Source organism: Armatimonadota bacterium (assembly GCA_028871815.1).
In the GTDB taxonomy this organism is placed as follows: domain Bacteria; phylum Armatimonadota; class Chthonomonadetes; order Chthonomonadales; family Chthonomonadaceae; genus REEB205.
Window position 1 is genome coordinate 1 of the sequence record JAGWMJ010000010.1, and the last position, 26392, is coordinate 26392.

A 26392-nucleotide genomic window follows, 5' to 3' on the forward strand; every position below is an offset into this window, starting at 1 on the left:
CTCATCATACTTCAGCGCCTTGCTGCCGTTATACTCAGCCAGCACACGCGTCATGGCGGCCGTCAGCGTGGTCTTGCCATGATCCACGTGGCCGATCGTGCCGATGTTCACATGCGGCTTGGTTCGCTCAAACTTCTGCTTGCCCATTGGTTTTCGTCCCTGTCAAAGGTCTCTGCGCTGAGTTGATAATCCGAACTTGGTCAGGCTCGTGCCAACTGCTTGCCCTGTGCCCGAGCGAGAAGCTCTTCAGCTACGTTCCGTGGAACCTCGTCATAGTGGGAAGGCTCCATGCTGAACGAGGCACGGCCCTGTGTGGCGCCGCGAATATCGGTTGCATATCCAAACATCTCGGCCAACGGCACCAGGGCACGTATCGTCTGGATGGCGCCTGGGCCGGGTTCCATTCCTTCAACCCGGCCGCGGCGACGGTTCAGGTCTCCGATCACATCGCCCATAAAGCTCTCGGGTGTTACGATCTCCAGAGACATTATCGGCTCCTTAAGGTAAGAGCGTCCCTTGCGAAGCGCCTCCCGCATTGTTTGAGACGCAGCTACCTTGAAGGCTATCTCCGACGAGTCGACATCGTGGTACGAGCCATCGACCACGGCAACCTGGAGATCTACCACGGGATAGCCGGCAATAACGCCACTTTCGAGCGCCTCGCGAACGCCCTTTTCAATCGCCGGGATAAACTCCTTCGGGATGCTGCCACCGATGACCTTGTTCACGAATACGAAGCCCTGACCACTCTCCAGCGGCGACACTTCCAGCTCGCAATCACCGTATTGGCCGGAACCGCCGGTTTGTCGCTTGAACGGCACACGCGCCAGCGCCTTGGAGTGGATGCTTTCGCGGTATGCCACCTGAGGCGCACCGTAGTTGGCCTCCACGCCATATTCGCGCTTCAGGATGTCGATTTTGATATCCAGCTGCAGCTCGCCCATTCCGCTCAAGATCGTCTGCCCGGTTTCATAGTCGGTATTTACGCGGAAGGTTGGGTCCTCATTGGCAAGCTTCTGCAGCGCGATGGCAAGCTTATCCTGATCCACCTTCGTCTTCGGCTCGATCGCGATGGATATGACGGGGTCGGGAAATGTGATGCTTTCCAGCAGCACAGGGTGCTTCTCGGCACACAGCGTGTCGCCGGTTTGCGAATACTTGAGACCGACGATTGCGGCGATATCTCCGGCGAATACCTCCTCAACATCCTCCCGGCTGTTGGCATGCATCCGAACGATTCGACCAACGCGCTCCTTGCGCGCCTTCGAGGCGTTCAATACCGTGTTGCCACAGGCCAGCGTTCCGGAATAGACGCGAAAAAACGTGAGCAGACCGTATTTATCGGTCGCCAGTTTAAATGCAAGCGCGCTGAACGGCTCCTCATCCGATGGCAGTCGTGTGATCACTTCGCCGTTGTTCGGGTTGGTGCCGGGTATGCCTTCCACATCATTCGGGGCGGGCAGGTAAGCCACGACGGCATCGAGCAGCAGCTGTACGCCCTTGTTTTTGTAGGCAGAGCCGCACAGAACGGGAACGATTGCGCCAGCCACGGTGCCTTTGCGCAGCGAGTGGCGGATTTCGTCGGCAGAGATCGGCTGACCGTCGAGGTACTTCTCGATCAATCCCTCGTCTACATCAGCCACGGCTTCAACCAGGCGCGTGTGGTGCTCGTTTGCCAGTTCCTGCAATTCCGCCGGTATTGGGCCGGTCTCCACATTCAGGCCAAGGTCGTCCAGATAGATGTGGGATTCCATGGCGATCAGGTCGATCACACCGGTAAATCCACTTTCCGCGCCAATGGGCAGCTGGATTGGGATTGCGTTGGCGCCCAGGCGATCGCGCATCTTTTCCACCACGCTGTAGAAGTTAGCGCCCATACGGTCCATCTTGTTGATGAACGCAATCCGCGGCACCTTGTAGCGGTTTGCCTGCCGCCATACCGTTTCGCTCTGCGGCTGCACGCCACCGACTGCGCAGAATATAGCAACCACGCCATCGAGAACGCGCAGCGATCGCTCCACTTCCACCGTAAAGTCGACATGACCCGGCGTGTCGATAATGTTGATCCGGTGTTCATCCCAGAAGCAGGTGGTAGCGGCCGAGGTAATCGTGATACCCCGCTCCTGTTCTTGGACCATCCAGTCCATGGTCGCCGCGCCTTCGTGCACCTCACCGATCTTGTGCGTGCGGCCCGTGTAGAACAGAATCCGCTCCGTGCAGGTGGTTTTGCCCGCGTCGATATGAGCGGCGATGCCGATATTCCGTGTTTTTTCCAGCGAATACTGTCGTGCCATATAGAGCTGTCAGTTCCCTACCATCTGTAGTGTGCAAAGGCCTTGTTGGACTCGGCCATGCGATGAACATCCTCTTTCCGTTTAACCGACGTTCCCGTGTTGTTTGTTGCGTCCGTAAGCTCCCCAGCGAGCTTGTCGATCATCGTCCGCCCACCGCGGCGCCTTGAATTGTTAACCAGCCACCGGATCGCCAGTGCGATTCGCCGCTCCTGCCGCACCTCAATGGGCACCTGATAACTCTGTCCGCCAACGCGGCGCGCACGCACTTCCACTGCCGGCATCACGTTACGCACCGCCTGCTCGAAGGCTTCCAGCGCCGGCTTGCCGGAGCGCTCTTCCAGAATCGTCATCGCGCCGTAGAAGATGTGCTCCGAGATGCTCTTTTTTCCATCGACCATCAGCCGGTTTATGAACCGCTGCGCGAGCACGCTGTTATAGACCGGGTCCGGTATGATCGTCCGTGGCCGGACGGCGCCTTTTCTTGGCATCGGGTTGCTGTTTCCTCTGGTCTGCTAGCTGTCCGGGCTCAGTGCCCTGAACGGGATTACTTTGCCTTCTTGGTGCCGTACTTGGACCGGCTGGACATCCGTTCCCGCGTTCCGGAGGCATCCAGCGTGCCGCGGATCACGTGGTATCGCACGCCGGGTAGATCCTTGACGCGGCCGCCGCGGATCATCACCACGCTGTGCTCCTGCAGGTTGTGGCCGATGCCAGGAATGTACGCGGTCACTTCCGTTTTGTTGGTAAGCCTCACCCGGGCGATTTTCCGCAGTGCGGAGTTTGGCTTTTTCGGTGGCACCGTACGGACGATAAGACACACGCCGCGCAGCTGCGGGTTGCCGCGAAGCGCCGGCGCCTTGGTCTTTTTATTGATCCGTTTGCGTCCATTGCGGACAAGTTGATTAATGGTTGGCATGTTGCAGCCGTTCTCCTCGCCACGATGCACCGCGGGCGAACACGGGGATCCGTTCCGATTGATTGTCGCCGGCGCGGAACCGCCGGACATCACGGCAAGGCCGGAATACCGGCGCTGCCGACAAAAAACCCCTGTCACGTTCGGCAGGGGCAGAAGGCACGTACTAAGCGGAACTTAGTGCCCGTTTGTCACGAGCGAAAGGTGAAACGCCTTTCCCGTAGCCTCCTTTACCGCAACCGAATTGTCTCTGCCCGGATCAGCTCCGTGCAAACCGGGGTATTGTACACCAACGGTAAAGTTGTTGTCAACGGCATCGCCTGTGGAATCCGCATCAACGCCCCACCAGTTCCCCGTGACCACGGCAGGAACAATGCCCTGGCCCGGTGAAGCAGATTGAGTCGCGCTACAACCTGGTCTTGAGGAGCAGCTACGGATGCCGGACGGCCCGTCGAATGAGCATACCCTATTGAAGCGCTTCCGGGCTACGGTTCGCCGCGAGTTCGGCGCGAATCTGGAAAAGGCCACGCCTGCCAATGTCCGGGAATTCCTGGATCGGCATGAGGAAGAGATGCTCCACGGACGGCCAAAGGCGCCGATTGAGCTTCGCGAGAGCAAAACCACGTACGAAGAGATTCTGAAGGATTTCTTCTCCGATGTCCTCGACCGGCCAACCGATGAGGCCATCATCGCGCTCTGGACGCTGGCGCTCGAGATGTCGTTCTTCTCGATTGAGCAGCAGGCCGCCGATCGCTTTCGACCGCTCTTCGGCGATCGCGACACGCCACCGTAGCCTGCACGGCGACCGGACGCATCCAGCAGCGACTGAACGGTGACGGATTGTGGTACACTGGTGAACCTCCGCACAGGCAGGAGTGCGCGACCTTATGAAACAGCTGAGATACCAAACCCAGGTGCCCGTCTTTTCCTCGACTGACGGCCGGATTCTGCCTGGCAGATTCGGCGGTCGGTACGGCAAGCGGTACGGTCGTGTGGTTGGAGGGAATACTTCGAGTTAGGCAATTCTCTTTACCTTTTGCGTTTACGCCACGGCCCCGCCGCACACCGCGACGGGGCCGTGGCGTTTTTTTGCTGCCGCCCCGTGAATCACCCGAAACGGTTGCATCGAAAAGCCCTGGCGCAGCGCGCCGGCAGCGTGAGAAGCTACTATCCGATGAAACTAGAGATCGAAACGATCGAACGTAACCTTTCCGCTACGGAGCCGGTTCTGATGCGCCTGCAGGCGGATATCACCGCTTCGGGCGCGTTTGGCGCCAGCGTTGTGGAGGTCACCGCAGACGAGGTGCGCACGCGCAACGCGCATCGCGAGATCCTGATGCGTGTACCCATTGCAGCAATCCGCTCAGTTCGATGCGAGCCATTGATCGGCGGCGCCAGGTTGGTGCTGGTTGACTCTGGTGGCCGCGCCCACATCTGCGCTGCTTACACGAAAACCAGAGCGGATCAATTCGCGGAGATGGCCCGCGGCATCCTGCAGATCGTCCGCGGAGAGAGTCTGAGCGTGGAGCTCCACGACGCGGCGACACGCTGCCCGCGCTGCTCGCGCCTGCTGCCCGAAAAAGAGGGAGTATGCCCGGCGTGCGTGAGGCGCGGACGCACGCTGCTGCGGATTGTGTCGTACATGCGCCCGTATATGGCGCTCTCAATCGGCCTCGCGGCACTGTCGGTAACAGCCACCGCCATCGGCCTGGCACCGCCCTGGATTCAGGGCGAGCTTATCGACAAGGTCCTGCTCGTACACCGCAACTTGCCGCTCATGTACCGGCTTGCCGCCATCTGGTTGGCGGTGATTCTGATGACCACCGCCATTCAGACGGCTATGGGCGCCTTGGTGGCCCGCCTCAGCGCCTGCATCGCCGCTGACTTGCGAGCCCGCCTCTACACCTCCATCCAGTATCTGCAGCTGCAGTTCTTCGACAAGAAGCAGGTCGGCGCCATTACCAGCCGCGTGACGCAGGATACGGACCGGGTTTGGGAGTTTCTGGTTGAAGGCGCACCCTACTTTATCACCAACCTGTTGATGCTGGTCGGCGTCGTGCTGTTTCTGGTGCGGATCAGTTTGCCACTCACGCTCTGGATACTTTCGCCGGTACCTGTGGTTGTGGCGATCAGCGGAGTCTGCTGGAAGCCCGTGTCGCAGCTCTACCACCGGCTCGGGCAAAAATGGGCAAGATTCCACACGCATCTCAACGAGTCGCTCTCCGGCATTCGCGTGGTCAAGGCGTTTGCGCAAGAGCCCGGCGAAAACGAGAAGTTCATGCGACACAATGCCGCGCTGCGAATGGCCGGGATCGCCGCTGATACACGGTGGCAAACGATGTTTGGCTGCCTGTCGGTCTTCACCGGCCTCGGCGTCATCATCAACTGGGTTGTCGGCGGCCGTATGGTCTTCAGTCACCAGCTCAGCCTCGGTGACTTCTGGAAGGTGAACGCCTACCTGATACTGGTCTATGGGCCGCTTCAGTGGTTCGCCATGATCAACAACTGGTTCACGCGGGCAATGGCGGGCGCCGAGCGGATCTTTGAGATTATGGACATGGAGCGCGAGCCAACTACCGATGAGGGAGAGTGGCGCACCTTGCAAGGTGATGTGGAGTTTTGTAATGTGCAGTTTGGCTACGACAAGGCGAATCCGGTGCTGAAAGGGCTCTCATTCACCGCGCGCAAGGGTGAGATGATTGGCCTCGTCGGCAAATCAGGCGCCGGCAAATCGACGACCATCAACCTGATCTCACGGTTCTACGAGCCAGATTCCGGCACGATCAAGTTCGATGGTGATGACTACCGCACAATGCCTCTCCGCTCACTCCGCCGCCAGATCGGCGTGGTGCTGCAAGACCCGTTCCTGTTCAACGGAACCATTGCGGAGAACATTCGATACGGCAAGCCGGGCGCTTCGCTGGCCGAGGTGGTTGCTGCCGCGCGCACGGCAAATGCCCATGCATTCATTCTGACCAAGCCTGAGGGTTACGATTCGATGATCGGCGAGAAGGGAGTTACGCTCTCCGGGGGTGAGCGACAGCGAATCTCGATCGCGCGCGCAATCCTGCACGACCCGCGCATTCTGATCCTGGATGAAGCAACATCCTCGGTGGATGTTGAGACCGAGCGGCAGATTCAGGAAGCGCTTGCCCGGTTGGTGCATGGAAGAACCACCTTCGCCATCGCCCACCGGCTTTCGACACTGCGAAATGCCACGCGACTTATTGTGCTGGACCGCGGCGAGCTCGCCGAAATGGGCACGCATGCCGAACTGATGGAGAAAGGTGGCTCGTTCAGCCGCATGGTCGCTGCGCAGAGCCGCCTCAATGAGATTCTAAGCGCCGAGTCCGGCGCAATGCCAACCGCCGTCGAATGGAGTGTTCAGGATGCTTGAATCCACCAATGTCACGGTCTTGCAGCCGGCAGACTGCCGATTCTACTTCCAACCCGAAGGCCACCTCAGGCTGACAATTCGCGACCAGATCACCTGGCTGACCGTGCGCCCTACCTGGTTTGCGCCAGTCACGGAACCCGGTCGGCAACTGGCTCTTCTGGATGGGAGCGACACCGAGATTGGCGTTCTGGATCGGTTGGAGCTGCTGGCGCCGGAGGATCTCAAATGCCTGCAAACGGAGATCCGGCGGCGGTATCTGTCCGCTCGCGTGGAGCGCATCCTATCGGTTCGGGTGGCATTCGGCACCGGCTACTGGTCGGTAACCACCGACCGTGGAGATCGTGAGTTCGTAACGGAGAGTCTGCACGAGAACGTGCTCTGGTACTCCGAGACACGGTTGATGCTCGTTGATGTAGACGGCAATCGGTTTGAGATTCCCGATGTTGACCGGTTGGACGCGCTCAGCCGCAGCAGGCTCAACCGGATGGTATAGCGTCGAGCGGCGCCCCCAGCTGACCGGGCCTCAAGACGTGGCCACCAGGCAAGCGCACGCCGCTCCGCAGGCCGGCGCGAACCGGGAATACGTGTGCCGACTGGGATTCTGCCCGGCTGAAATCGGAGAGCGCTTCGGCCTACCGGCGGTTGACGGTCACGCATGCCTGGCATATAATGGAGCGATGGAGTCGTGGTTAAAGCTCTCAGAAATCGCGGCGCGAACCGGCGCCGTTGTTGTGTCGGCGTTTCCAGAGCCTGTCTGGTTTGTTGCCGAAATTGCAGCGCTCAATGTGGCCGGCGTTGGTCACTGTTACCTGGACCTTATTGAAACGCAAAACGGGCAGGTCGCCGCGCAATTTCGCGCCACGATCTGGAAGACCACCTGGTGGCAAGTGAGGCAGGAGTTCACGGCCGCCACTGGCGCGGAGCTGCGCAAGGGGCTCACGGTTCTCGCACAGGGAACGGTACAGTTTCACGCGCGGTACGGCCTCAGCATCAACATTCTCAGGGTTGACCCGGCGTTCACCCTGGGCGATGCCGCGCGTCGACGGCAAGAGACGATCACGCGCCTTCAAACCGAGGGCCTCATCGAGGTAAACGGCCGGATTGCAATGCCTTTGGTGATGCAGCGGATCGCGGTCATCTCGTCGGCACAGGCGGCCGGCTACGGCGATTTTTGTCACCAGCTCGAAGCCAACTCGCAGGGATTCCGGTATAAGGTAACGCTGTTTCCCGCGCTGATGCAAGGCGCCGAAGCGGAGCGCTCCATCGTGTCCGCGCTGGACGGTATCCGTGGCATGGCGGCGAAGTTCGATGTCGCCGTGATTGTCCGTGGCGGCGGATCTACCGTTGACCTGGACGCATTCGACGGTTACGACCTGGCTTCCGCGATTGCCAGCATGCCGATTCCGGTGATCACCGGGATTGGCCACCAGCGTGACGACAGCGTGGCCGATATGGTGGCGCACACACGGGTAAAGACGCCGACCGGCGCAGCCGATGCCATCATCGAGCTGGCCGCTGAATTTGACAGCCACCTACTGGAGGCCGGAATCCGCGCGGCACGCGCGGCACGAGGCATACTTCGAGAGGAGCGCGCGGCGTGCGTTCAGTACGCAATGCGACTCGCGCGCAGATCGCAAAGCGAGATCGCAGTGCAGCGCGAAGCGTGTCGCGTGCTTCTGCGGCGGATCCCTGGCGCGGCGCAACTGCGACTGGCGGGGCAAAAGAGCATGCTGCGCCGGTCGGCCGGCCTCATAGGGCGCAGCTTTGCAGAGCGCGCACGCGGAATGGACGTACGGTTGTCGCTCTTGCAGGAACGGATACTCAGAAGTTCCGGAAGCCTTCTGGAGCGCTCCTCCGCGCTGGTTCTGGCGGTGGAGACGGGCGTTGATCGGCTTCAGCCGGAGGCCACGCTGCGACGTGGATACTCGATTTCGCGCATTGATGGCCGCGCCATTCGGAGTATCGATGCGGCGGTGACCCACGCCCTCATGGAGACGCAGCTGGCGGACGGCGCCATTATGAGCCGCGTAGAAACGGAACAAGAGAATGACGGATAGTCGGCCTATCAAATACACGGAAGCAATGGCGGAACTTCAGGAGATCCTACGGAAGCTCGAGACGGGCGAGGAAGAGATTGATACCGTCGCCGACTCCGTCAAGCGAGCGGCCATGCTCATTCGCACCTGCCGGGAGCGCCTGCGCTCTGCCGAACAGGAGGTGGATGGTGCACTGCGGGAACTGGAGGAGGACGAAGGCACTGCCGGCAGCTCCGGTCCGACCAGTCTGGTGGCCCTGGAGTAGGCGGCCGCGCGTCGCGTGCGGAGCAATATGGAGATAGCTGTTTCTCTGCCTCCGCGTAGAGGTATGTGGCGGCTGTCGGTTTGAACACGAAGTGCGGCCGCTGGCCATCGTGGAAGAATCTCACCGGGGTGGTCCCGGTTCTGGCTCGGCCGTAGGTCTTACACGTCCCGGAGTCCCATTTCGCGGCTCGGTGGAGGCCGCCAGCGACTGCGGCGACAAGGTCGGCATGCGCCAGATGGGACGAATACGCCATATGCGCTGTACGCTGCAGTTGGCCTAACGCATTGGTGGCTTTCAAGCTGAGCACGGATGTTTTCCTCGCTAAACCGACCACTCCCGGTCCGCGCGCCTAGCTGATAGTCGTCGTACGGACCGAGGTGCAGGGATAGGCAGTTGATGGTTCCGGCTCGTCCGCCGGCTCCTGCCAGACCGCCTGCAGAGAAGGTTTCAACTGTGGCATTGCGTCACCTTGACAGCCGCCTACGCAACGCGTATAATGTACGTAATCAGGCGCACGACGCAGATCATGCAGAACTACCAGCCATACCGATTTGGGGGCCGACCCGGCCCGGAGCAAACTACCACACCCGAGGCGCCACTGCGCTTGGGGTCTGGCAGCTTGCATACTTGATCCCAAACCGCAATTTAGACCGATTCGCAGTGGCCGCCGCTTCTCAGAACATCTGAAAGCGACGGTCCTTTCTTTTTCTGATACAGAATAGACGAGAGGATGACGATAATGCCGGAACTGGAAAAAGACGAACTCTACCGCCTGCGCCACAGCGCAGCCCACCTGATGGCGGAAGCCGTAGGCGAGCTCCATCCGGAGGTGAGATATGCGATCGGGCCTCCGATTGAAGATGGCTTCTATTATGATTTCGATCTGGCCGAACCGCTGAAAGATGAAGACCTGCCCGCCATCGAGCAGAAGATGGCGGAGATCGCCGCGCGTAACCTACCGATCGAGCGTCTGGAGGTGTCGCGCGACCAGGCACGCTCGTTGGCTGAGCAGCAGAACCAGCCATACAAGCTGGAGCTGATCGACGCGATTCCCGCTGGCGAGGCTTTGTCGTTCTACCGGCAGGGCAACTGGTCCGATCTGTGCCGCGGCCCGCACGTGCCCAGCACGGGTCACATCCGCCACTTCAAGCTGCTGCATACGGCCGGCGCCTATTGGCGGGGCAGCGAAAAGAACAAGATGCTGACGCGCGTATATGGCACGGCGTGGCTCACGCAGGCGGACCTGGATGAGTACCTGAATCGATTGGAAGAAGCGCGGAAGCGCGACCACCGCGTACTCGGGCGCGAGTTGGGCCTCTTCATGTTCTCGCATGATGTCGGTCCGGGCCTGCCACTGTGGCTGCCAAAGGGCGCTACGCTGCGCGACACGCTGATCGACTTTATGAAGGTGGAGCAGCTGAAGCGGGGATACCAGGGGGTGGTGACGCCCAACATCGGTAACGCCCGCCTCTACGCCAGGAGCGGACATCTGCAGTCGTTCCGCGCCAAGATGTTTCCCTTGATGGTGGGTGATGAAGAAGGCGAGACGTACGTTCTGAAGCCGATGAACTGTCCGCACCACATCATGATCTATGCCAGTGACCTGCGCTCGTACCGCGATCTGCCGATCCGTTACGCCGAGTTCGGCACGGTATACCGGTACGAACAGAGCGGAGAACTGGCCGGTATGCTGCGGGTGCGCGGGTTTACGCAAGACGACTCGCACCTGTTTGTCACGCCGGACCAGCTTCGCGGTGAATTCGCCGGCGTCGTAGACCTGATGCTGTTCACGCTCAGACGGCTGGGCCTTACGGAGTACCGGGTGCGGATCGGCACGCGAGATCCATCGGATGACAAGTACATCGGCTCACAGGAAAACTGGGAGGTGGCCGAGCACGCGATCATCGACGCCGTGAGGCATATCGGTCTGGAGTACGAGGTATCGCCGGGCGATGCCGCCTTTTACGGACCCAAGCTGGACCTCATGGTCCGTGACGCCCTGCGTCGCGAATGGCAAATGGGTACGGTACAGGTGGATTACAACCTGCCGGAGCGATTCGGGCTGGAGTATATCGGTGAGGACGGTCAAAAACACCGTCCCGTCATGATTCACCGCGCGCCGTTCGGCTCTCTCGACAGGATGATCGGCCTTCTGGTGGAACACTATGCCGGCGCATTTCCGTTCTGGCTTGCTCCACAGCAAGTGGCGCTCATACCGATCGCGGATCGGCATCATGCCTACTGCGTGCAGGTTCAGGATCAGCTTCGCGAAGCGGGGATCCGTTCGGCGATCGATTCCCGCAACGAGAAGATGGGCAAGCGCATCCGCGAAAGTGAATTGCAAAAAGTACCGGTAATGCTGATCGCCGGTGACCGGGATGTGGAGGCCGGCAGCGTCAGCATCCGCAGGCATGGCGAAGGCGACCTGGGCGCCCAGACTGTGGCAAACGCGATCGCGATGATGCGGGCCTGGGCCGTCGAATAGCTCGCCGAGGCCGGGGAAGCGCGGATTGAGATGACGGCCATTCGAAATCGGAACGTCGCAGCAGACAGGCCCGGTTACAGTCCCGCTCACCGGCTGACCGTACGTGCGAGTGGACGCGTCATCGACCTGTCGACCGAGCCGGTACTCGGCCAGGGCGGCGAGGCCCGCGTGTACGCCCTGCCGGCCGACCGCCGCCGCGTGGTCAAGATCTTTCACACGCCATCCGAAGAACGGGCGCACAAGCTGCTCGCCATGCTGGCGAACCCGCCGTCCGACCCATCGGCATCTTCCGGCCACATCTCCATCGCGTGGCCCCAGGAGTTGGTGTTGGACGGCGCCGGCGCCGTGGTTGGTTATGTGATGCCGCGCGCTCCTGCCTCGCGACCGCTGTTCGAAATCTACAATCCCTGGATACGGCGGCGAGCCACCCCGCTGTTCAACACGTTTTACCTTCACCGTGCCGCGCGAAACCTGGCCGGCGCCGTTCGCGCAGTTCACGCGGCCGGATATGTAATCGGCGACCTTAACGAGTCGAACGTGCTTGTGGCCGATACCGCGCTGATCACCCTGGTGGATACCGACTCGTTTCAGGTTCCCGGTGCTGGGCCGGCCCGGATCCACCGGTGCCGGGTTGCCAAGCCGGAGTTCACGGCGCCGGAGCTTCAGCACCATGACCTGGGCCGCGTGGTGCGCCGCGACGACCAGGACCTGTTTGGGCTGGCGGTTCTGATTTTCATGCTCCTCATGGAGGGCGTTCACCCGTTCGCCGGCGTCTATCGCGGTGCGGGCGAAGCGCCCGACGTGGCGCAGCGAATCGCCGGCGGCCTCTATCCCTACTCCGCCACACGACGCGACCTGGCGCCAATGCCGTGGGCGCCGGAGTTCGAGACGCTGCATCCCGTGCTGCGCCACCTGTTCGTGCGATGTTTCGAGGAGGGCTTGCAGCGCCCTCGGGTAAGGCCATCCGCCGCGACGTGGATACACGCTCTGGAGGCCGCTGAAGCAGACCTGACGACTTGCGCAGTGAACAGCAATCACCGGTTTGCCAGCCATGTGGGCCGTTGCCCGTGGTGCAAGCGACTGCTCGAAACCGGCGGCCTCGATCCCTTTCCGGCACAAGGCAACAACATCGTTGCAGCCGCCCGCCGCCCGCGAATCCGCCACGAGACCGTGATTTCAGCCGCTTCGCCTACCCCGCGCGTACGGCGGCCAGCGCCGGCGCCGCCGCCACAAAGCCGTCCGGCGCCGCTCATTCACCCGCCGCATCTTCCGGCACACCGCGTCGAGAATCACTGGTCGCTTATCGGAGCAACCCTCGCCATTGTTGGAGCTATAACACCGTTCCATCTGGCGGCGGGCGTGTTGGCAGCCGGCACCGGCGCCTTCGGGTACGGGTATTCGAGACGGCTCTCCGGCGCCGGTCGTCGAACTGCGAATGCTTCCATTGCGGCAGGCGCGGCGCTGTGCGCCATCGCTCCGGCCACGACCGCACTGGCACGATACCGCCATACCAGCATCCTGGCGCTTGCTGGGTCTGGCGCGGCAGTTCACAGCGTAGCCTGGTCGCCGGACGGCAAACGGATTGCGGCGGCGTCCGGAGTGTCCGATGCCGATCGCACGGGCGGCGATGTGCAGATATGGAACGCAGAAACCGGCGACGAACAGGGCAGCCTGTCGTATGGATATGCCGGAGACGTGAACGCCGTTACATGGTCACCCGACGGACGAACGCTGGCAGTTGGCAGTGGTGGCCAGTTGGAACCCGGGGCAGTGAAACTATGGGACACATCCGCACAAGTGGTGCGACAGGAGTTGCGCTTCGGTCGCTCGGCAGTGCGCGCCGTCTGCCTCTCGCCCAACGGCATGCTGGCGGCGGCCGGCTGTGACGACGGTGAAATCCTCGTCTGGACGGTTACCTCTCGCCGAACGGAGACAGCACTCCAGATCAAAAGCTCGGCCGATGCGCTGGCATTCAGCCCCGATTCACGGTTGCTGGCGATTGGCGAGGATGCTGGAGATCGCTCCGGGCGCGCAGGCGCGATTGGCGTGTTCAGCCTCACCGCGCACCGCTGGCTGTGGCGCGACCATGCAAACAGCACCGGCGTTTATACCGTAGCCTGGGCTGCCAATGGCTCGGTGCTTGCCACTGCGGGCGCCGATACCTCGATCAGCTTGTGGAACCCGCGCAACGGCCGCTCGTTGGGCACGCTGGATGGTGGCGCGCTGGCCACGTGGTCATTGGCATTCGACCCCAGGAGCGACATACTCGCGGCCGGTGGTCAGGATGGCATGTTGCGCTTTTATCACATTAGAACACACTCGCCTCTCGCTCCAGTCCGCGTTTGCGCGAATGTGGTACAATGCATAGCATACTCACCCAGTGGTCGTCAAATTGCTTGTGGAGGTGGTGACGGGCTGGTGCGAATACTCTCGCCGTCGGAGTAGTTGTTGAGCACTGATGCCCCGCCGAAGAGAGAGCCTGGCGTGGTACCAGCAGAACGGCGCCGTACCAGTTCGCTGTCGAATCGCCGAGGTCGGAACCAGGCACTAACGGTGGTGCACCCCTCGGCTGTGTGGCTTCCGTCTCTTCGAAACAATCGAACGCACGGACCAGTCTAACAGGGGCCATCAGACTGTGATTCAAGCGGCCACGACGCCGCAGTGAACTGGGAGCAATCGTTGAGCGATTTGGCACGGATAGCGCCTCGAGAACCACTGCGTGGTCGCAGCCCGGAAGCCGCCACCGTCAGTATCGACCTGGTCGATCTGCGCGATACGCCTGCCGATGCCGACGCGTCCGCGTCGCTCGCCGAGAGCCTTCACAACGGCACGGCGATGCTAAGCGTGGTGATTGCTTTGCTGAACGAGGAAGAGAATCTGGACGATTTGTATGCGCGTCTCAAGGCCGTGCTGTGCCACATGGCGCCCGTTCACGAGATACTGTTTGTTGACGACGGTAGCCGCGATCAGTCGCACTGCCGGTTGATGCGGATTTGGCGGTCCGACCCGACGGTGACGGTCATCCGGTTCCGAAGGAACTTCGGAAAAGCCGCCGCCCTCTCAGCTGGCTTCGACCGGGTTCGTGGCGATGTGGTCGCCATGATCGATGCCGACCTTCAAGATCAACCTGAAGAGCTGCCCAAGTTGGTGGCGAAACTTGACGAGGGATACGACCTGGTGACGGGTTGGAAGAAGAACCGGAAGGACCCTCTGAGCAAAAGGGTTCCGTCGCGCGTCTTCAACCGCACGGTGTCGGCATACTTCAAAATCCGCATCCACGACTTTAACTGCGGGCTAAAGGTGATGCGGGGTGATGTTGCCCGCAGCCTCCGTCTCTATGGGGAGATGCACCGGTTCATTCCGGTAATGGCCGCTACCAGCGGGTTCACGGTTGGTGAGTGCGAGGTCGTCCACAAACCGCGACTGCATGGCGCATCGAAATACGGCGCCCGGCGCCTCCTCACCGGCGGTTACGACTTTCTTGCCAGCATCCTGCTCACACGATTCTATCAAAAGCCTCTGCATTTCTTCGGCACGCTCGGGCTCATGATGTTGCTGGCCGGCACCGCGCTCGGCGGCTATACGGTGATCCAGATGATGCTGGGTGTAAGCCACCACGTTCTAGGCGCGCTAAGCAGCATCCTGCTGGTAGCCGGTGTACAGGTCATCTGCACCGGCCTAATCGGAGAGATGGTAGCTCACGCCTCGTACCACAACACTCCGAGATACGTGCTATCGGAACTGCACCGGGCGCGCTCGACCACACAAGACGAAGTTGTTGGCGTTTGACGGCCGCCTATCCTCAAGTGGCCGCGACGTGAGACCGACCTGCACGGTTCCAAGCCATTGGTGGGCTGTCGTCCCGATGCCTGTACGGAACCTGCGCCGTGAGAGCTGAACTGGTCCTACGCCGGCTACTTTTCTGGTTGGCGGCGGCCCTGGTGGTCTTCTTTCTGGCCGCAGCGATCACCCGCAGCGCGCACGACGCCGCAGCGCTGCCGCGCCCCAACTTTATGTGGTTGACGGTGGCGTTTGTGATGTTTTTGCTGCACTACTTTGTTCAGGCGATCGGCGCGCACTTTATCCTACGGGCACTTGGTCAACGGGTGCCAATGCGGCTTAGTATCCGTGCCTGGTACCTCAGTGTGATCGCCCGTTGGATGCCGGGCCGCATCTGGTACTTTTCAGCACGCGGCTACTTTGCGCGTGAGTCGGGCGTAGCCATTCCGGCTTTTACCATTGCGATTTTGTTGGAGCTCACCTACATGCTCATGGGTGGCTTCATTGTTGTCGGCGCCTTTGCCGGAGCTACGCTGCGCGGCGTGTTGGCCAACAACATCGGGCGCGCCGGACTCGGCGCAGCCGTACTCGTCCTGGTTTGCGCTGGAGCGGTGGCGATACGCCCCGCCGTGCTGGTGCGAGCCTGTAGATTCCGGTTGGCCGCGGCTGCATTCCGCAGGATCACGGGCCGCACCGCGAACCTGGACGCGCTTCCAACCATGCCGGCCTGGCGCAGCATGGCGCTGTTGACCTACTATACGCTCTACTGGGCCTACTCCGGCTTGACATTTGGCGTACTGGCCCGCGCGCTGGGACCGATGACCCGCGCGCGTTGGTTTGCGTGTGTGCCGGCGTTCGCCGGCTCGTGGCTGGCGGGATACTTCTCTATCATCGCACCGGCCGGCCTGGGTGTCCGCGAAGGAGCGATGTGGCTGATGCTGCGACCGGTGATGCCGCAGTCACACGCGCTGATGCTCGCTATCGCCAGCCGGGCGATGATGCTACTGGCCGAGACCGTGAGCGTTGCCCTCACATGGCTGTTCCTGGGAAGTGCAATCCGCAAGCTTGCTCCCGGCGTTCAAGAGGCGACGGCTTCGCCTTTACAATCGGCCGAAAGCGTGGCAAACTCTGCAGAACCCCTCACATCCTGAATACAGGCGCAAACGGATGCCAGGTCTTCACAAACTTCACAAACCGTTTCGCAAGCTTCGCGCTGCGGCCAAAACCTGGAAGCCGCCGGCGTGCGATCACACCGTCACGGTCAACGACCTGTTATACAGTGATATCGCCGGAGCGGTACAACTGCCGACATTTGAGCAGAAGTCGCGGTCGTTGGGCAGGTACGAGGAGGATCTTGAATTCGCGTCGGCGTCGCTGTTGGAGCGGCTTGCTCTCGGCGCGCTCGTCCGGCGCCACGCGCCAATGACGCTGTTCGAAATCGGAACGTTCCGGGGCGTAACGGCCCTCACCATGGCGCTCAATGCACCGGAGGGATTCACACTCTATACGTTGGACCTGCCACAGGAGCTAACGTTTGAGCAGGTTGTGGAGCAGCAGTATGCGCGCGGAGCGGTCGGCGCGTTGCATCGGATGGTAGCCAGAGGCGTGGAGCGACGCCAGGTTGGGCTCGCGTACCGCAACCGACAGCTTCCGGGAAAGATCGAGCAGTTGTTCGGTGATTCTACAACGATGGACTTTGCTCCATGGGCCGCGCAGATCGACAGCTTCTTTGTAGATGGCTGTCACGATGCCGAGCCCGCTTATCGCGATACGCAGACCGCGTGGAGCTGCCTGAAACCGGGAGGAATGATCATCTGGCACGATTATCGCTGGAGGTCGGTACAGGCGGGCGTACAGCGCTGCCGGCTCCCGGCGCCAATCACGTGGGTTCAGGATACTTCAGTGGCGTTTGCATATAAACCGCAACCTGTCGGCGCGAACGGCACTGGAAGGGACGGATCATGATGCGGAATCGACTGTTGCTGCTGCTGGTGGCAGCAAGTGCACTCACCGTTGCGATACCCCTTGCGCTTCACGAAGCGGCTGGCGTCGTGGCCGGCGCCCGGACGCCGACGGTCGCCATAGTAACCGTTGGAACGGGTTCGGTTACGGACGATGTGATGGCCGAAGGCCAGATTGTGCCTTTCACGGTGAGCAACGTTGCCGGGCTCCCGTCCTATAGCGCTCAGGTGGACCAGGTTTTCGTGGATCACGGCGACCACGTAAAGAAGGGCCAGATTTTGGCCACGCTGGATCCGCTTGAGCAGGGGGACCTGGTCAATGAGGCCGACGCCGCTGCCGCCGCATCGCAGGCGGCGTTCCGACTGGTGCTCAAGCCGCACCGGCCGGAGGAGATCGAGCAGGCACGGGCCAAGATGGTTGAGGCACAGAAAGCCTACGATCTGGTCCTTCACCCACACCGACCACAAGAGATTCAGGCTCAGGCCGACAAAGTGGAATCGGATCGGCAGGCGATGCTGGCCGCTCAGGCTCAGCTAGAGCTGCTCCAGCATGGCAATCGTCCACAGCAGATTGTGGAGGCGGAAGCAGCAGTGACCACGGCGAAGGCCCAGGCACGGTACGCGCAGGAGACGTTGAACCGGGATACCATCCTTTACCAGCGCAGTCTCATTGCACGGGCAGACCTGGACAAGGATCAGACGGACGCCGCGATCGCGCAGGCGGCTCTTACCTCGGCAAAACAGAGCCTCAGTCTGATGCAGGCAGGCTTCCGCACGGAGCAGATCGATTCGCAGAAGGCTACCGTGGCGCAGGCGCGCTCCCTGTACGAGTCGGACGAGCAGACACTCACCGTTATGGAGCTGGGCTCAAGACCTGAGGCGATTCAACAGGCGAAGGCCAATCTTGACTGGGCAGCACTGCAGTATCAGATCACGCTGAAAGGCTCGCGCAAAGAGCAGATCAAGCAGGCAGCCGCAACCATGGAGAATCTGCAATATGCCGCTGTCCACCAGCAGCACATCTACGGACATCGGTTCGTGCGTGCGCCGATCGATGGCGTTGTCATCGCACGGAATATCAACCCGGGAGAGATTGCTACCCCCGGCGCCGTCCACACCGATGATATGAATCCCACCAAAGACACCAACAAGGAGCTGTTCGAGATCGCGGATGACCGCGTTCTGGAGTTTCAGGCCGCCGTCGATCAAAAGTTCTTCGGTAGTGTTCACATCGGCCAGCCGGCAGACGTCGAGGTTGAGGCGTACCCGGGCCAGAGCTTCCGCGGTATCGTGACGCAGATCAACCCAAACATCGAGTCGGATCGGCTCAATCCGGGCCGCGCGGTGATCAACCCCACATCGCCGCTCACGTTCTCCGTGTGGGTGCGGGTTACCAACACAGCCCACAAGCTGGTGCCTGGCCAGATCGGGTTGATCCGGCTGCATCGCGTACGCACGGGTCTGATCATCCCGGAAAGCGCGCTTGCCTCGTTCACGCTGGGTGAAGGTATCGTCTACGTGGAGGATAGTGGTGTTATCCACGCCAGAAGCATCACGTACGACGGGAACACCAATGCCAACATCCGCGTGCTGAGCGGTCTTAAGGCGGGGGAGCATGTTGTTGTCTCCAACACGCTGAACCTGCGTGACGGAATGACCGTGAACGCGCAGCAGGCCACCGGAGCTCCGAATGGCGAAGCGTTTTAGCCGGCGCCTCGCTCGGTTCATCGCCCAGGTCAAGCCGTTTTAGAAAGCCACTCCATTGCCCATCGCGCTCTGCCAGTTACAACGTATTCGGCGCGCCGGTTCCCACGCAGTCGCTGTGACCACGGCATGCCTGGTCGGTGGCGCGGCGCTCGCCGCTCAGCAGCAGCCAAACGGCGCCACAACAGCCCGGCCGTCCAACGCCACCTTTACGCTGACGCAGGCTTTGAGGGCCTCGCTTGCCAATCCTCGTACCTCCACCACGTGGCAGTTGACCACCGATGCCTCGGCGAGCCATATCAACGTGTCGCGGGCAGCGTTTCTGCCGGTTGTCACAGGCGTATTGGGCGTATCGGCCGTTTCCAGCGGCAACGTGACGCTCTTCTCGTCGGAGGTCGGAGGGTTTGCAGGATTCGCCCGTGGACACACACGGGCTGGTGTGGATGTGGAGTATCCGGTGTATGACGGCGGAAAGCGCCTCGCACAGCTTCACAGCGACACCGCTGCCTACCGCAGCGCAGTGGATGGCGTCCGCACCGATCAGGTTTCCGCGTTAATGAATACGCTGATCGCATTCTATACGACCCTCCAGAACCAACGCCTGGTTGCTTCCAGTGGCGCTGCGGTGGCGGCAGCCAGGCAGCATCTGGTTGACGCGCAAGCCCGCCTGCAGGTGGGGCTGGTGGCCAAGGGCGAGGTACTTACAGCCCAGAGCGCCCTATCGCAGGCCATCGCCGTGGAGGAGGCACGCAACGGCCTCCTCAGCGCATCTCGCGCGCATCTGGCAAACCTGCTCGGCGGCGACCCGGCGACTCTGGTGCCGAAAGTGAGCGATCCGGCCGAGGAGCTCCCGATCACCGACTCGCGCGACAAGCTGGTTGCCGAGGCGATGGCGTTCGACCCGCAGAAGCAGGCCATTTACGATCAACGAGCCAGTGCACGGTACCAGCTTTCCACGATCCGCGCCGACCTCTCGCCAGTCGTCTCCATTGGCGCGTCGTTTGGATATCTGTTTGCCACCAACAACAACTTCGGGCCGTATGTGGTGGCCTCGGCCGACCTTGGCATCCCACTGTTTGAGCAGGAGAATGTGCACGCCCGCGAACGTGAGCAGCTGGATGCGGTTCACAAGCTGTCGGTAGCGGCAGAGCAGGATCAGGCCGATCTGAAGGAGCAAGTGGAGACCATCTACTCCAACTATGTTTCAGGCGCGGCAGCGGTCGTGGCGGACCGCGACAGCGTTATGGCCGCGCGCGAAGCGCTCCGTCTGGCCCAGGAGCAGTATCAGGTTGGCAAAGGCACGCAGACCTCCGTCCTGGATGCCATCCACCTTTTAGCAACTGCACAGGATAACCTTGCTCTGGAACTCACGGCGCGCGATATTGCCGAGCAGACGCTTAACACCCTTACCGGCGGTTACGCCGATTTGCTGCCTGCGCCGGTGCTGAAGCCCAAGAAATGACGGCTTCTGCGGTGACACTGGAGTCGGATTCGCCGGTTGCACGTGAACATATCGGGAGTCCGGCGCCAACGGCAGTAATGCTGCTAACCGTCAGTGGAACAGTGCTGCTGGCCGCGGCGGTTCTGCTGCCATGGTGGCACCTGACAGGCGCGGCAGAGCCATGGTTCATTTCCGCGGTACGTTTGATAGCGATTTGCCCGCTAGCGGCGTCCGTCGTGGCCATCGTCCTGCCTCGCTTCCGCGCATCCGGGTTGTTTACGTCCACAGCGATGGCGCTTGCCCTACCTTTGATCCTGGTCGCCGGCATTGAGCAACTCTACCCGGCCGGCATTGCCGGCGCCGTGGATCAAACCGATCAGGCAGCCAGGCTAATCAGTGGGCTTTCGAACAAGGATCTCTACCCTGCGCTTTCGTGGAACCACAACTTCGACATCGGCGCCTCACCGCTCGCACGCAATGAGTACACGATTGTAGACGGCTGTGTTGCCGTTGCGATGTTTTGCAAGGGAGGCTGGTACGCCTCGCTGTTGGCCGGCCTGCTCTTGCTGCCGGCGGCATGGCTCGATAACTCTCGCGCTCAGCGACTGCTTGTGAGGCGGTGGCGGGGTCTGCTTGCTGTGTGCGGTTTGGCGCCGGTTGCCGCCGTCGCGCTGCGAAGCGGAGTCTCGTTCGCGTACTGGAACGCTGCGCGTAGCGACATGATGCGGTCTGACTACGCCGGCGCGCTGCTCATGTACCACCATGCGCGGAGTTGGGATGAGCGCCTCAATTACGATCTGGTCTACCACTTCGAGTTAGGAAGGCTCTACCAGAAGCTGGGAATGTGGTGGAAGCCGGATTACTGGGCTTCGCGGGGCGATGTGTACATGCGGTCCGGCGAGACGACCGCTGCATACGATCTGTACCGGCATCACATCGTTGACATAGATCAAAACCCAACCGTGCGACTCCGGTATGCAAACACACTGTACAAGTACGGGGCCGACTGGTTTGCCGCTTACCGCACTGGAATGGCGGTCGATGTCTGGCAGGCCGCGCTCCGACTGGAACCAACAAACCTGGAGATCCGTAACGCCCTGGCGACGGCGTACACGATGAATGGAAACTACCGTGAGGCAGTTGCACAGTGGAAGCAGATCATCCACCTGAACAACAGCGTGGGCCTGTTCTGGATGAAGTACTTCGCCGCTGATGAGTACCGCAAAGTGATAACCGCTCGCGCCTGGCAGAAAATGGGCTGGTGCTACTACAAGCTGGGCGATGTGCAGCGAGCCATGTCGTGCCGGTACAGGTCGGGGCTGGAGGGACCCTCGTCCGCCGCCGACGTGGCGAGCCCGTGACCTCACCATCGGCCGGAGGCGCTATCCCGACGCGGCGGCGAAGGCTGCTTGTACGTGGTGCCATAGCGGCGATTGCGCTCACACCCGTTCTGTTGTCGGCAGCTGTCGCCTCGCACTTTTACGATCAGGCGCGCTATAACCAGCAGTTCCGATACTATCCGTTCACGTGGCATGCCGGTTGGATCCAGTCTCCCTACCACTCCGGCAACGTGGCGATGTTCAGGAAGGAGCTATTCGTTAATGGCCAGGTGCGCAATGCCTGGATGGTGCTCGCCGCCCACAGCTTCATCGATATCTGGATCAACGGCAAGAGTATGGCGCCGTTCTTCAACGCCGCGGCCGATGAATACCGCCTGAACCCGGATCCAATCGGCGGTCAGGCGACCCGATACACAGCGCTGGGCTACCCCGAAACGGCGGAGCTGGGCCACTGCTATAACCTCTCCATGATCCTGCACTCCGGCATCAATGTGATCACGATGATGGTTCAAACCGATCGTGGCGACCCGGGTTTGGTTGCGGAAGGCAGTGTGGAAACCGCAGGCTGGCACCCGTTCGTGTCGGATGCCAGCTGGATGTGCTCACCGTACGAGCAGACGCGGAACGGCATTCCGTGGACGTCGCCGCTCTATTTCGACGGCGCGTCGTGGCTCCCGTCCGCCGTGACCGGACGAATCCCGCACCTGCCCGTCGATGGCGACGTAACCGTCCTCAATACGCCGATGCGGGCGGCATATATCGGCGCCAACAACCTTGATTTGGCGGGTGGCGCCGAGTTCCGCAGCACCATTCAGGCGCCGGATCGGGTTGTAAGCGGCTGGCTGCGCATTTCCACCACGCGTCCATACGATCTGGTCCTGGATGGCACGCTGATCGGCACCGACTCGATGGTAGCGCGGTACCGGCGGCCGCTTGTGGTGCAGGGTGATAATGCAATCGGCCTGCTCAATGCGCGCAAGAGTGGTTCCGCACGCGACTATCCGGCCGATGAAGTTTCGGCCCGGATGGCGGTCTACATCCTCAAGGATGTGTTGGTTCGTGGGCGGAACTCGATCGAAGTTACACTGCACCCAAAGGAGATCACTGCCGACTCGGCGCTTCCAACGGTTTATGTGGATGGGCTTCTTCGGTTTGCAGATGGCACTACAGGGCGCGTGTTCACTAACGCGTTATGGCAGGCGCGTGTTCCCGGAGGGCGCGGCGAGTGGTCCGGCGCACGCGTGGCCACGCGGCCGGACCTCATCACCCCGGGAATCGAGCACCTTTTCGTTGACGCCAAGGTGACTTCCGCCGCCGGCTCCCGTGTTCGGCTGCTCCGTAACGGCGTGGTTCTTGCACTTCTGATGCTGCTCGCCGGCTTCGTCGTCGCACGTCTGCTTGGGCAACCTGCCCCTCCGTCGGTTTCACCGATGCGCCGAGTTGGAGGCGTATTTATGCCGCCGGCGCTGGTGCTTGCAGTAGCGTGGATGCTTCAGGTGATCTTTGCCCCATCTACACAGGCGTTCCTCTTCAGCTCGAGCAGATACGCCGAGGCCGTGTTGTGGGTGGCGCTGTGCGCTTGGCTGGCCGGTGTCGCGGCTTTGGCGCTAAGCCGGAGGTCAGAGCCAGCCCAGTCGGCGGAGGCAGACTTACGCCGCCCGTTCTGGCGGTTAGCCATAAGGCACGGGCCGGCCGTCGCGATGTGCCTGATGCTGGTTGCTGCCGCAGTTTTTACTTTCACCGGTCTTCGGCGGAACGGCTTCATTCCCGATGAGTACGTCTCACTGCTCGCCGCTCGGGGCATCCTCCGCACGGGGCTGCCACTATATCAAAAAAGCGGCATCCTCTATCCACGCAGCTCGCTCTACCATTATCTGCTTGCTCCGTTTGAGGCCTGGGGATACCACACCGGCAACCTGGCGTTCACGCGAGTGCTCTCCGGTTTGTGGCACCTTGCCCTGATCGTCGTCACTTACCTCTTTGGACGGGAGCTGAAAGACCGCCGTACCGGACTGCTTGCCGCTGCGCTGATCGCTTTCTCTCCCTACGCGCTCTACTATGCCCGAGAAGTGCGCTTCTACAGCCAGTTTGCCTTCTTCTCCACGCTCACTTTCTATCTGCTGCTCAAGAGCGTTCGCAATCCGGATAATGACCGGTATCGCTTTGCCACACTTCTCGCCTACATGGGCGGCTACCTGAGCCAGGAGATCATGTTCACCGCCATACCCGCGATGATGCTGGTGGTGCTGCTGGCCGGCCAGGGCCGGCTGTGGCTGAAGCGCTGGGTAGCGACTGCAATGGTGGCGGTGGTGGTTGTGATGAGCCTTGACCTCTGGCTCTATTTCCACTATTGCGTTACCGCACTGCCCTGGGTGGATGTAAACGCGTATCCGCTCCTCGCATTCCATGTGGATGATCTCGACTTGACAACGTCGATCCTCCTGACCAACAATGAACGCGCGCAGATTGTGATTGGCATTCTGGTACTTGGCGGCGCACTCTATCTCCTCTATCGCGTGTTCACCAAACCCACCGAGGAGTCGGCGGCAGAACGGCCCTGGCGTTGGTGGAACTATCTTTACGTGGTAACGCTGGCGCCACTCTTCGTGCTCACCATCATCAGTCCACATCCGGCGAGCCGCTACGCCGTGGGATTTATCGCGCTGACCGGACTCATCGCTGCCTGCATGGCGCGCGAGATCGGCAGCAGACTTGCCCGATGGTTCGACGGGGGCGCCGCATCGCTTGCTTCACGCTACTCCACACTGCTCTATGCCGTGGGTATTGTTTGCGTCGCGGCGGCCGCATACCGGCCGCTCCGGACGCTCCACGCCGACAGCCGTACCTACGACAGCAGCTTTACCTCTGCAGCCCACTTCATCGAACAGCACCGAAAACCGGGTGACAAGATAATGGCCTTCAATCCTGAAGTGGCCATGGTTGAACTGGACCAATGCGATTACTTCTGGCGGCCCTACAATCAGGCGGAAGACAAGTACATCGCCGACGATGGCAGACTGCGTGAGCGTGACTCCGGCGCGGTCGTGATCGATAATGTGGACAAGCTGCGCTGGGTGATCAGCCACTACCCGCGCGTTTGGCTCATCTTCCCACCTAGAAACCTCAGCGCCTCACACTACCTGCCCGTGAACCAGTTGAACAGCGAACTCTCTGCCAACTTCAGGGTGGTATTTCATTCGCTCAATTGTCAGGTCTGGCTGTGGGATGCATCTCTGAACCACTATCGCGACCGGCTGAACAGCAGTGGAATGGATCAAATCGACTTCTAAGTGCCATGATAAGGAACTGGGACCGGTGCATAAACAGTCTGCTCGGCCGCCACAAACCGCTGCAATGTGCGTCCAACGTCACCGGGCGATGGCGTCACTCCGTAAACCGTACGAGACGGAATCCTGCTGACAGTCGCGGATGGGAGAGTAATATGGCTTCAAGAACCGTGGCGACGCTGTTTGCCGTGCTGCTTGCAACGCTTCCTGCCGTGGCTGCCCTGGCTCAGGGACCCACTATGTGGCAGATCGAGTCGTCCAAAACTGCCAGCCACGTGCTGTATTCGAGACCTGGACATCGGTTCTCCACCAAAATGGGTCCCGACGGCGCGTTCCAGGCGAACGCGGATTGGGAAGCCGGCAAACGCCCCACGTGGTACATCGAGTATCAGCAATACGGATACATGATGATCCTCGGTGGGCTGCTTCATCACGAGCCGCAGACGGTGGATGACGGCTGGAAGGTCTTCGACTGGGGATTCCAGCACATGGATCGCGAGGGCAACTTTGAGGGTTCCTGCGCCGGAAGTGTTGCCGGCGAGTTTCACAGCGCCTCATTTTTTATCGAAGCTGTGGCTCACACGATTCTGGCCCTCCAGCAATCGCCGTATGCCGCGCAGTTCCAGAGTCAGATAGACCGCGATGTACCGCTTCTGCATCGTGCGGCGCTGTGGATGATAAAGCCTTCCGTTTGGGATAAATCGATTGGACCGAACGGCAGGTTCACGCACCGGCGATATCTGGAGGCTGCAGCGCTGGGTGAAACAAGCCTGCTCACCGGGGATCAAAGCCTGCTCGACAAGGCGCACTGGCTCATCTCCGACGCGATTCCACGACAGGACCCCAGTGGCTACAATCCGGAGAAGGGCGGCGCCGACAGCAGCTATCACGCCGTAGGGCTCTGCTATGCCGAGTATTATATGACTTTTCTTCCGAATGACCCACTCGTGCCGCAAATGGCAGCCATGGCAGACAAAGGCCTCAAGTGGGAGGAGCGCCGCATGCTGCCATCTGGTGAAATCAGTGCCGCCGGTAACACACGAACGGGCGGTGAGGAGAAGAAGTACACGGGTCAGGTGAAGCACATCGCCTACACAATGGTTTTCCGCGCTTACTATTGGCGCGCGATGCAGACCGGCTCCCACCGGTGGATGGACGACGCAACAAAGGTCGCCACATTTGAGCACTGGCTAAAGTAGTCCGGCGACTATCACCCACCGGCACTCAGTACGAGTTGTCGGATCCCGGCTGGCTCACGTTCGGGGCTGTTGCTCCCGGCCGCGTTCCGGTCGCTTTGACTCGCTTGTGAAATCTGCCGGGCTGCGGCGCGCTGCAGTTGGTGATGAGCGCAGCCGATATCGCCAGGAGACAGATCGCTGCGGCGGCCGCCAGCTTAAACGGACTGAGACCTTTCACACGCACCACCATCAATCGCTCTCCACATCGACCGGGTTTTGGCGGAAACAGGTCCGCACCGACACCGTTTTGC

General features: G+C 61.1%; 20 protein-coding genes. 15 read left to right on the plus strand and 5 right to left on the minus strand.

Features of this window, described 5'->3' with window-relative positions:
- The 4 genes from tuf to rpsL form a co-directional block, all read right to left on the minus strand.
- The coding region (gene tuf, locus KGJ62_12065) for an elongation factor Tu (GenBank protein MDE2127315.1) at positions 1-147 on the minus strand (147 nt) is incomplete at its 3' end.
- Positions 148-200: 53 nt separating this feature from the next.
- A complete protein-coding gene (fusA, locus tag KGJ62_12070) occupies positions 201-2294 on the minus strand; it encodes an elongation factor G (protein ID MDE2127316.1) in 2094 nt (697 codons plus the stop codon).
- Between the two features lie 17 nt (positions 2295-2311).
- Positions 2312-2782, minus strand: a complete 471-nt coding sequence (rpsG, locus tag KGJ62_12075) for a 30S ribosomal protein S7 (GenBank protein ID MDE2127317.1) — start codon at positions 2780-2782, stop codon at positions 2312-2314.
- 56 nt (positions 2783-2838) lie between these two features.
- Entirely contained in the window at positions 2839-3210 is a 372-nt protein-coding gene (gene rpsL / locus KGJ62_12080) for a 30S ribosomal protein S12 (protein MDE2127318.1), read from the minus strand.
- 433 nt (positions 3211-3643) lie between these two features.
- Here rpsL and KGJ62_12085 point away from each other — a divergent pair, with 433 nt between their 5' ends.
- The 15 genes from KGJ62_12085 to KGJ62_12155 all read left to right on the plus strand — a co-directional run bounded on the left by KGJ62_12085 (position 3644) and on the right by KGJ62_12155 (position 26102).
- The gene (locus KGJ62_12085; GenBank protein ID MDE2127319.1) at positions 3644-4000 is read left to right on the plus strand and encodes a hypothetical protein; all 357 of its coding nucleotides are present in this window, start codon (positions 3644-3646) and stop codon (positions 3998-4000) included.
- A 381-nt stretch (positions 4001-4381) separates the two neighbouring features.
- Positions 4382-6604 carry an ABC transporter ATP-binding protein gene (locus KGJ62_12090; protein ID MDE2127320.1) on the plus strand — a complete coding sequence of 741 codons (2223 nt, stop codon included), beginning with the start codon at positions 4382-4384 and terminating at the stop codon, positions 6602-6604.
- Entirely contained in the window at positions 6597-7097 is a 501-nt protein-coding gene (locus tag KGJ62_12095) for a DUF1854 domain-containing protein (protein ID MDE2127321.1), read from the plus strand. The genes KGJ62_12090 and KGJ62_12095 overlap by 8 nt, the downstream gene beginning before the upstream one ends.
- A gap of 184 nt (positions 7098-7281) precedes the next feature.
- Positions 7282-8661, plus strand: coding sequence for an exodeoxyribonuclease VII large subunit (xseA, locus tag KGJ62_12100; protein ID MDE2127322.1), 1380 nt, complete (start codon positions 7282-7284; stop codon positions 8659-8661).
- Positions 8651-8905, plus strand: coding sequence for an exodeoxyribonuclease VII small subunit (gene xseB / locus KGJ62_12105; protein ID MDE2127323.1), 255 nt, complete (start codon positions 8651-8653; stop codon positions 8903-8905). Before xseA ends, xseB begins: the two co-directional genes overlap by 11 nt.
- A 730-nt stretch (positions 8906-9635) precedes the next feature.
- Positions 9636-11390 carry a threonine--tRNA ligase gene (gene thrS / locus KGJ62_12110; GenBank protein ID MDE2127324.1) on the plus strand — a complete coding sequence of 585 codons (1755 nt, stop codon included), beginning with the start codon at positions 9636-9638 and terminating at the stop codon, positions 11388-11390.
- Between the two features lie 30 nt (positions 11391-11420).
- A complete protein-coding gene (locus KGJ62_12115; GenBank protein MDE2127325.1) occupies positions 11421-13835 on the plus strand; it encodes a PD40 domain-containing protein in 2415 nt (804 codons plus the stop codon).
- A gap of 234 nt (positions 13836-14069) precedes the next feature.
- Positions 14070-15179, plus strand: a complete 1110-nt coding sequence (locus KGJ62_12120) for a glycosyltransferase family 2 protein (GenBank protein ID MDE2127326.1) — start codon at positions 14070-14072, stop codon at positions 15177-15179.
- Between the two features lie 98 nt (positions 15180-15277).
- Positions 15278-16321 (plus strand): flippase-like domain-containing protein, encoded by a 1044-nt coding sequence (locus tag KGJ62_12125; GenBank protein ID MDE2127327.1) that lies wholly within the window; start codon positions 15278-15280, stop codon positions 16319-16321.
- A gap of 16 nt (positions 16322-16337) precedes the next feature.
- Positions 16338-17135 (plus strand): class I SAM-dependent methyltransferase, encoded by a 798-nt coding sequence (locus KGJ62_12130; GenBank protein ID MDE2127328.1) that lies wholly within the window; start codon positions 16338-16340, stop codon positions 17133-17135.
- The gene (locus tag KGJ62_12135; GenBank protein ID MDE2127329.1) at positions 17132-18838 is read left to right on the plus strand and encodes an efflux RND transporter periplasmic adaptor subunit; all 1707 of its coding nucleotides are present in this window, start codon (positions 17132-17134) and stop codon (positions 18836-18838) included. The genes KGJ62_12130 and KGJ62_12135 overlap by 4 nt, the downstream gene beginning before the upstream one ends.
- Before the next feature lie 115 nt (positions 18839-18953).
- Complete coding sequence (locus tag KGJ62_12140) at positions 18954-20297, plus strand: TolC family protein (protein MDE2127330.1); 1344 nt, start codon at positions 18954-18956, stop codon at positions 20295-20297.
- Positions 20294-21637: a hypothetical protein gene (locus KGJ62_12145; protein MDE2127331.1), complete on the plus strand. Its 1344-nt coding sequence runs from the start codon at positions 20294-20296 to the stop codon at positions 21635-21637. The genes KGJ62_12140 and KGJ62_12145 overlap by 4 nt, the downstream gene beginning before the upstream one ends.
- Entirely contained in the window at positions 21634-24906 is a 3273-nt protein-coding gene (locus KGJ62_12150; GenBank protein MDE2127332.1) for a glycosyltransferase family 39 protein, read from the plus strand. The genes KGJ62_12145 and KGJ62_12150 overlap by 4 nt, the downstream gene beginning before the upstream one ends.
- A gap of 152 nt (positions 24907-25058) precedes the next feature.
- A complete protein-coding gene (locus KGJ62_12155; protein ID MDE2127333.1) occupies positions 25059-26102 on the plus strand; it encodes a hypothetical protein in 1044 nt (347 codons plus the stop codon).
- Between the two features lie 25 nt (positions 26103-26127).
- Here KGJ62_12155 and KGJ62_12160 read toward each other — a convergent pair whose 3' ends face one another.
- Entirely contained in the window at positions 26128-26319 is a 192-nt protein-coding gene (locus KGJ62_12160; GenBank protein MDE2127334.1) for a hypothetical protein, read from the minus strand.
- Positions 26320-26392: the final 73 nt, after the last annotated feature.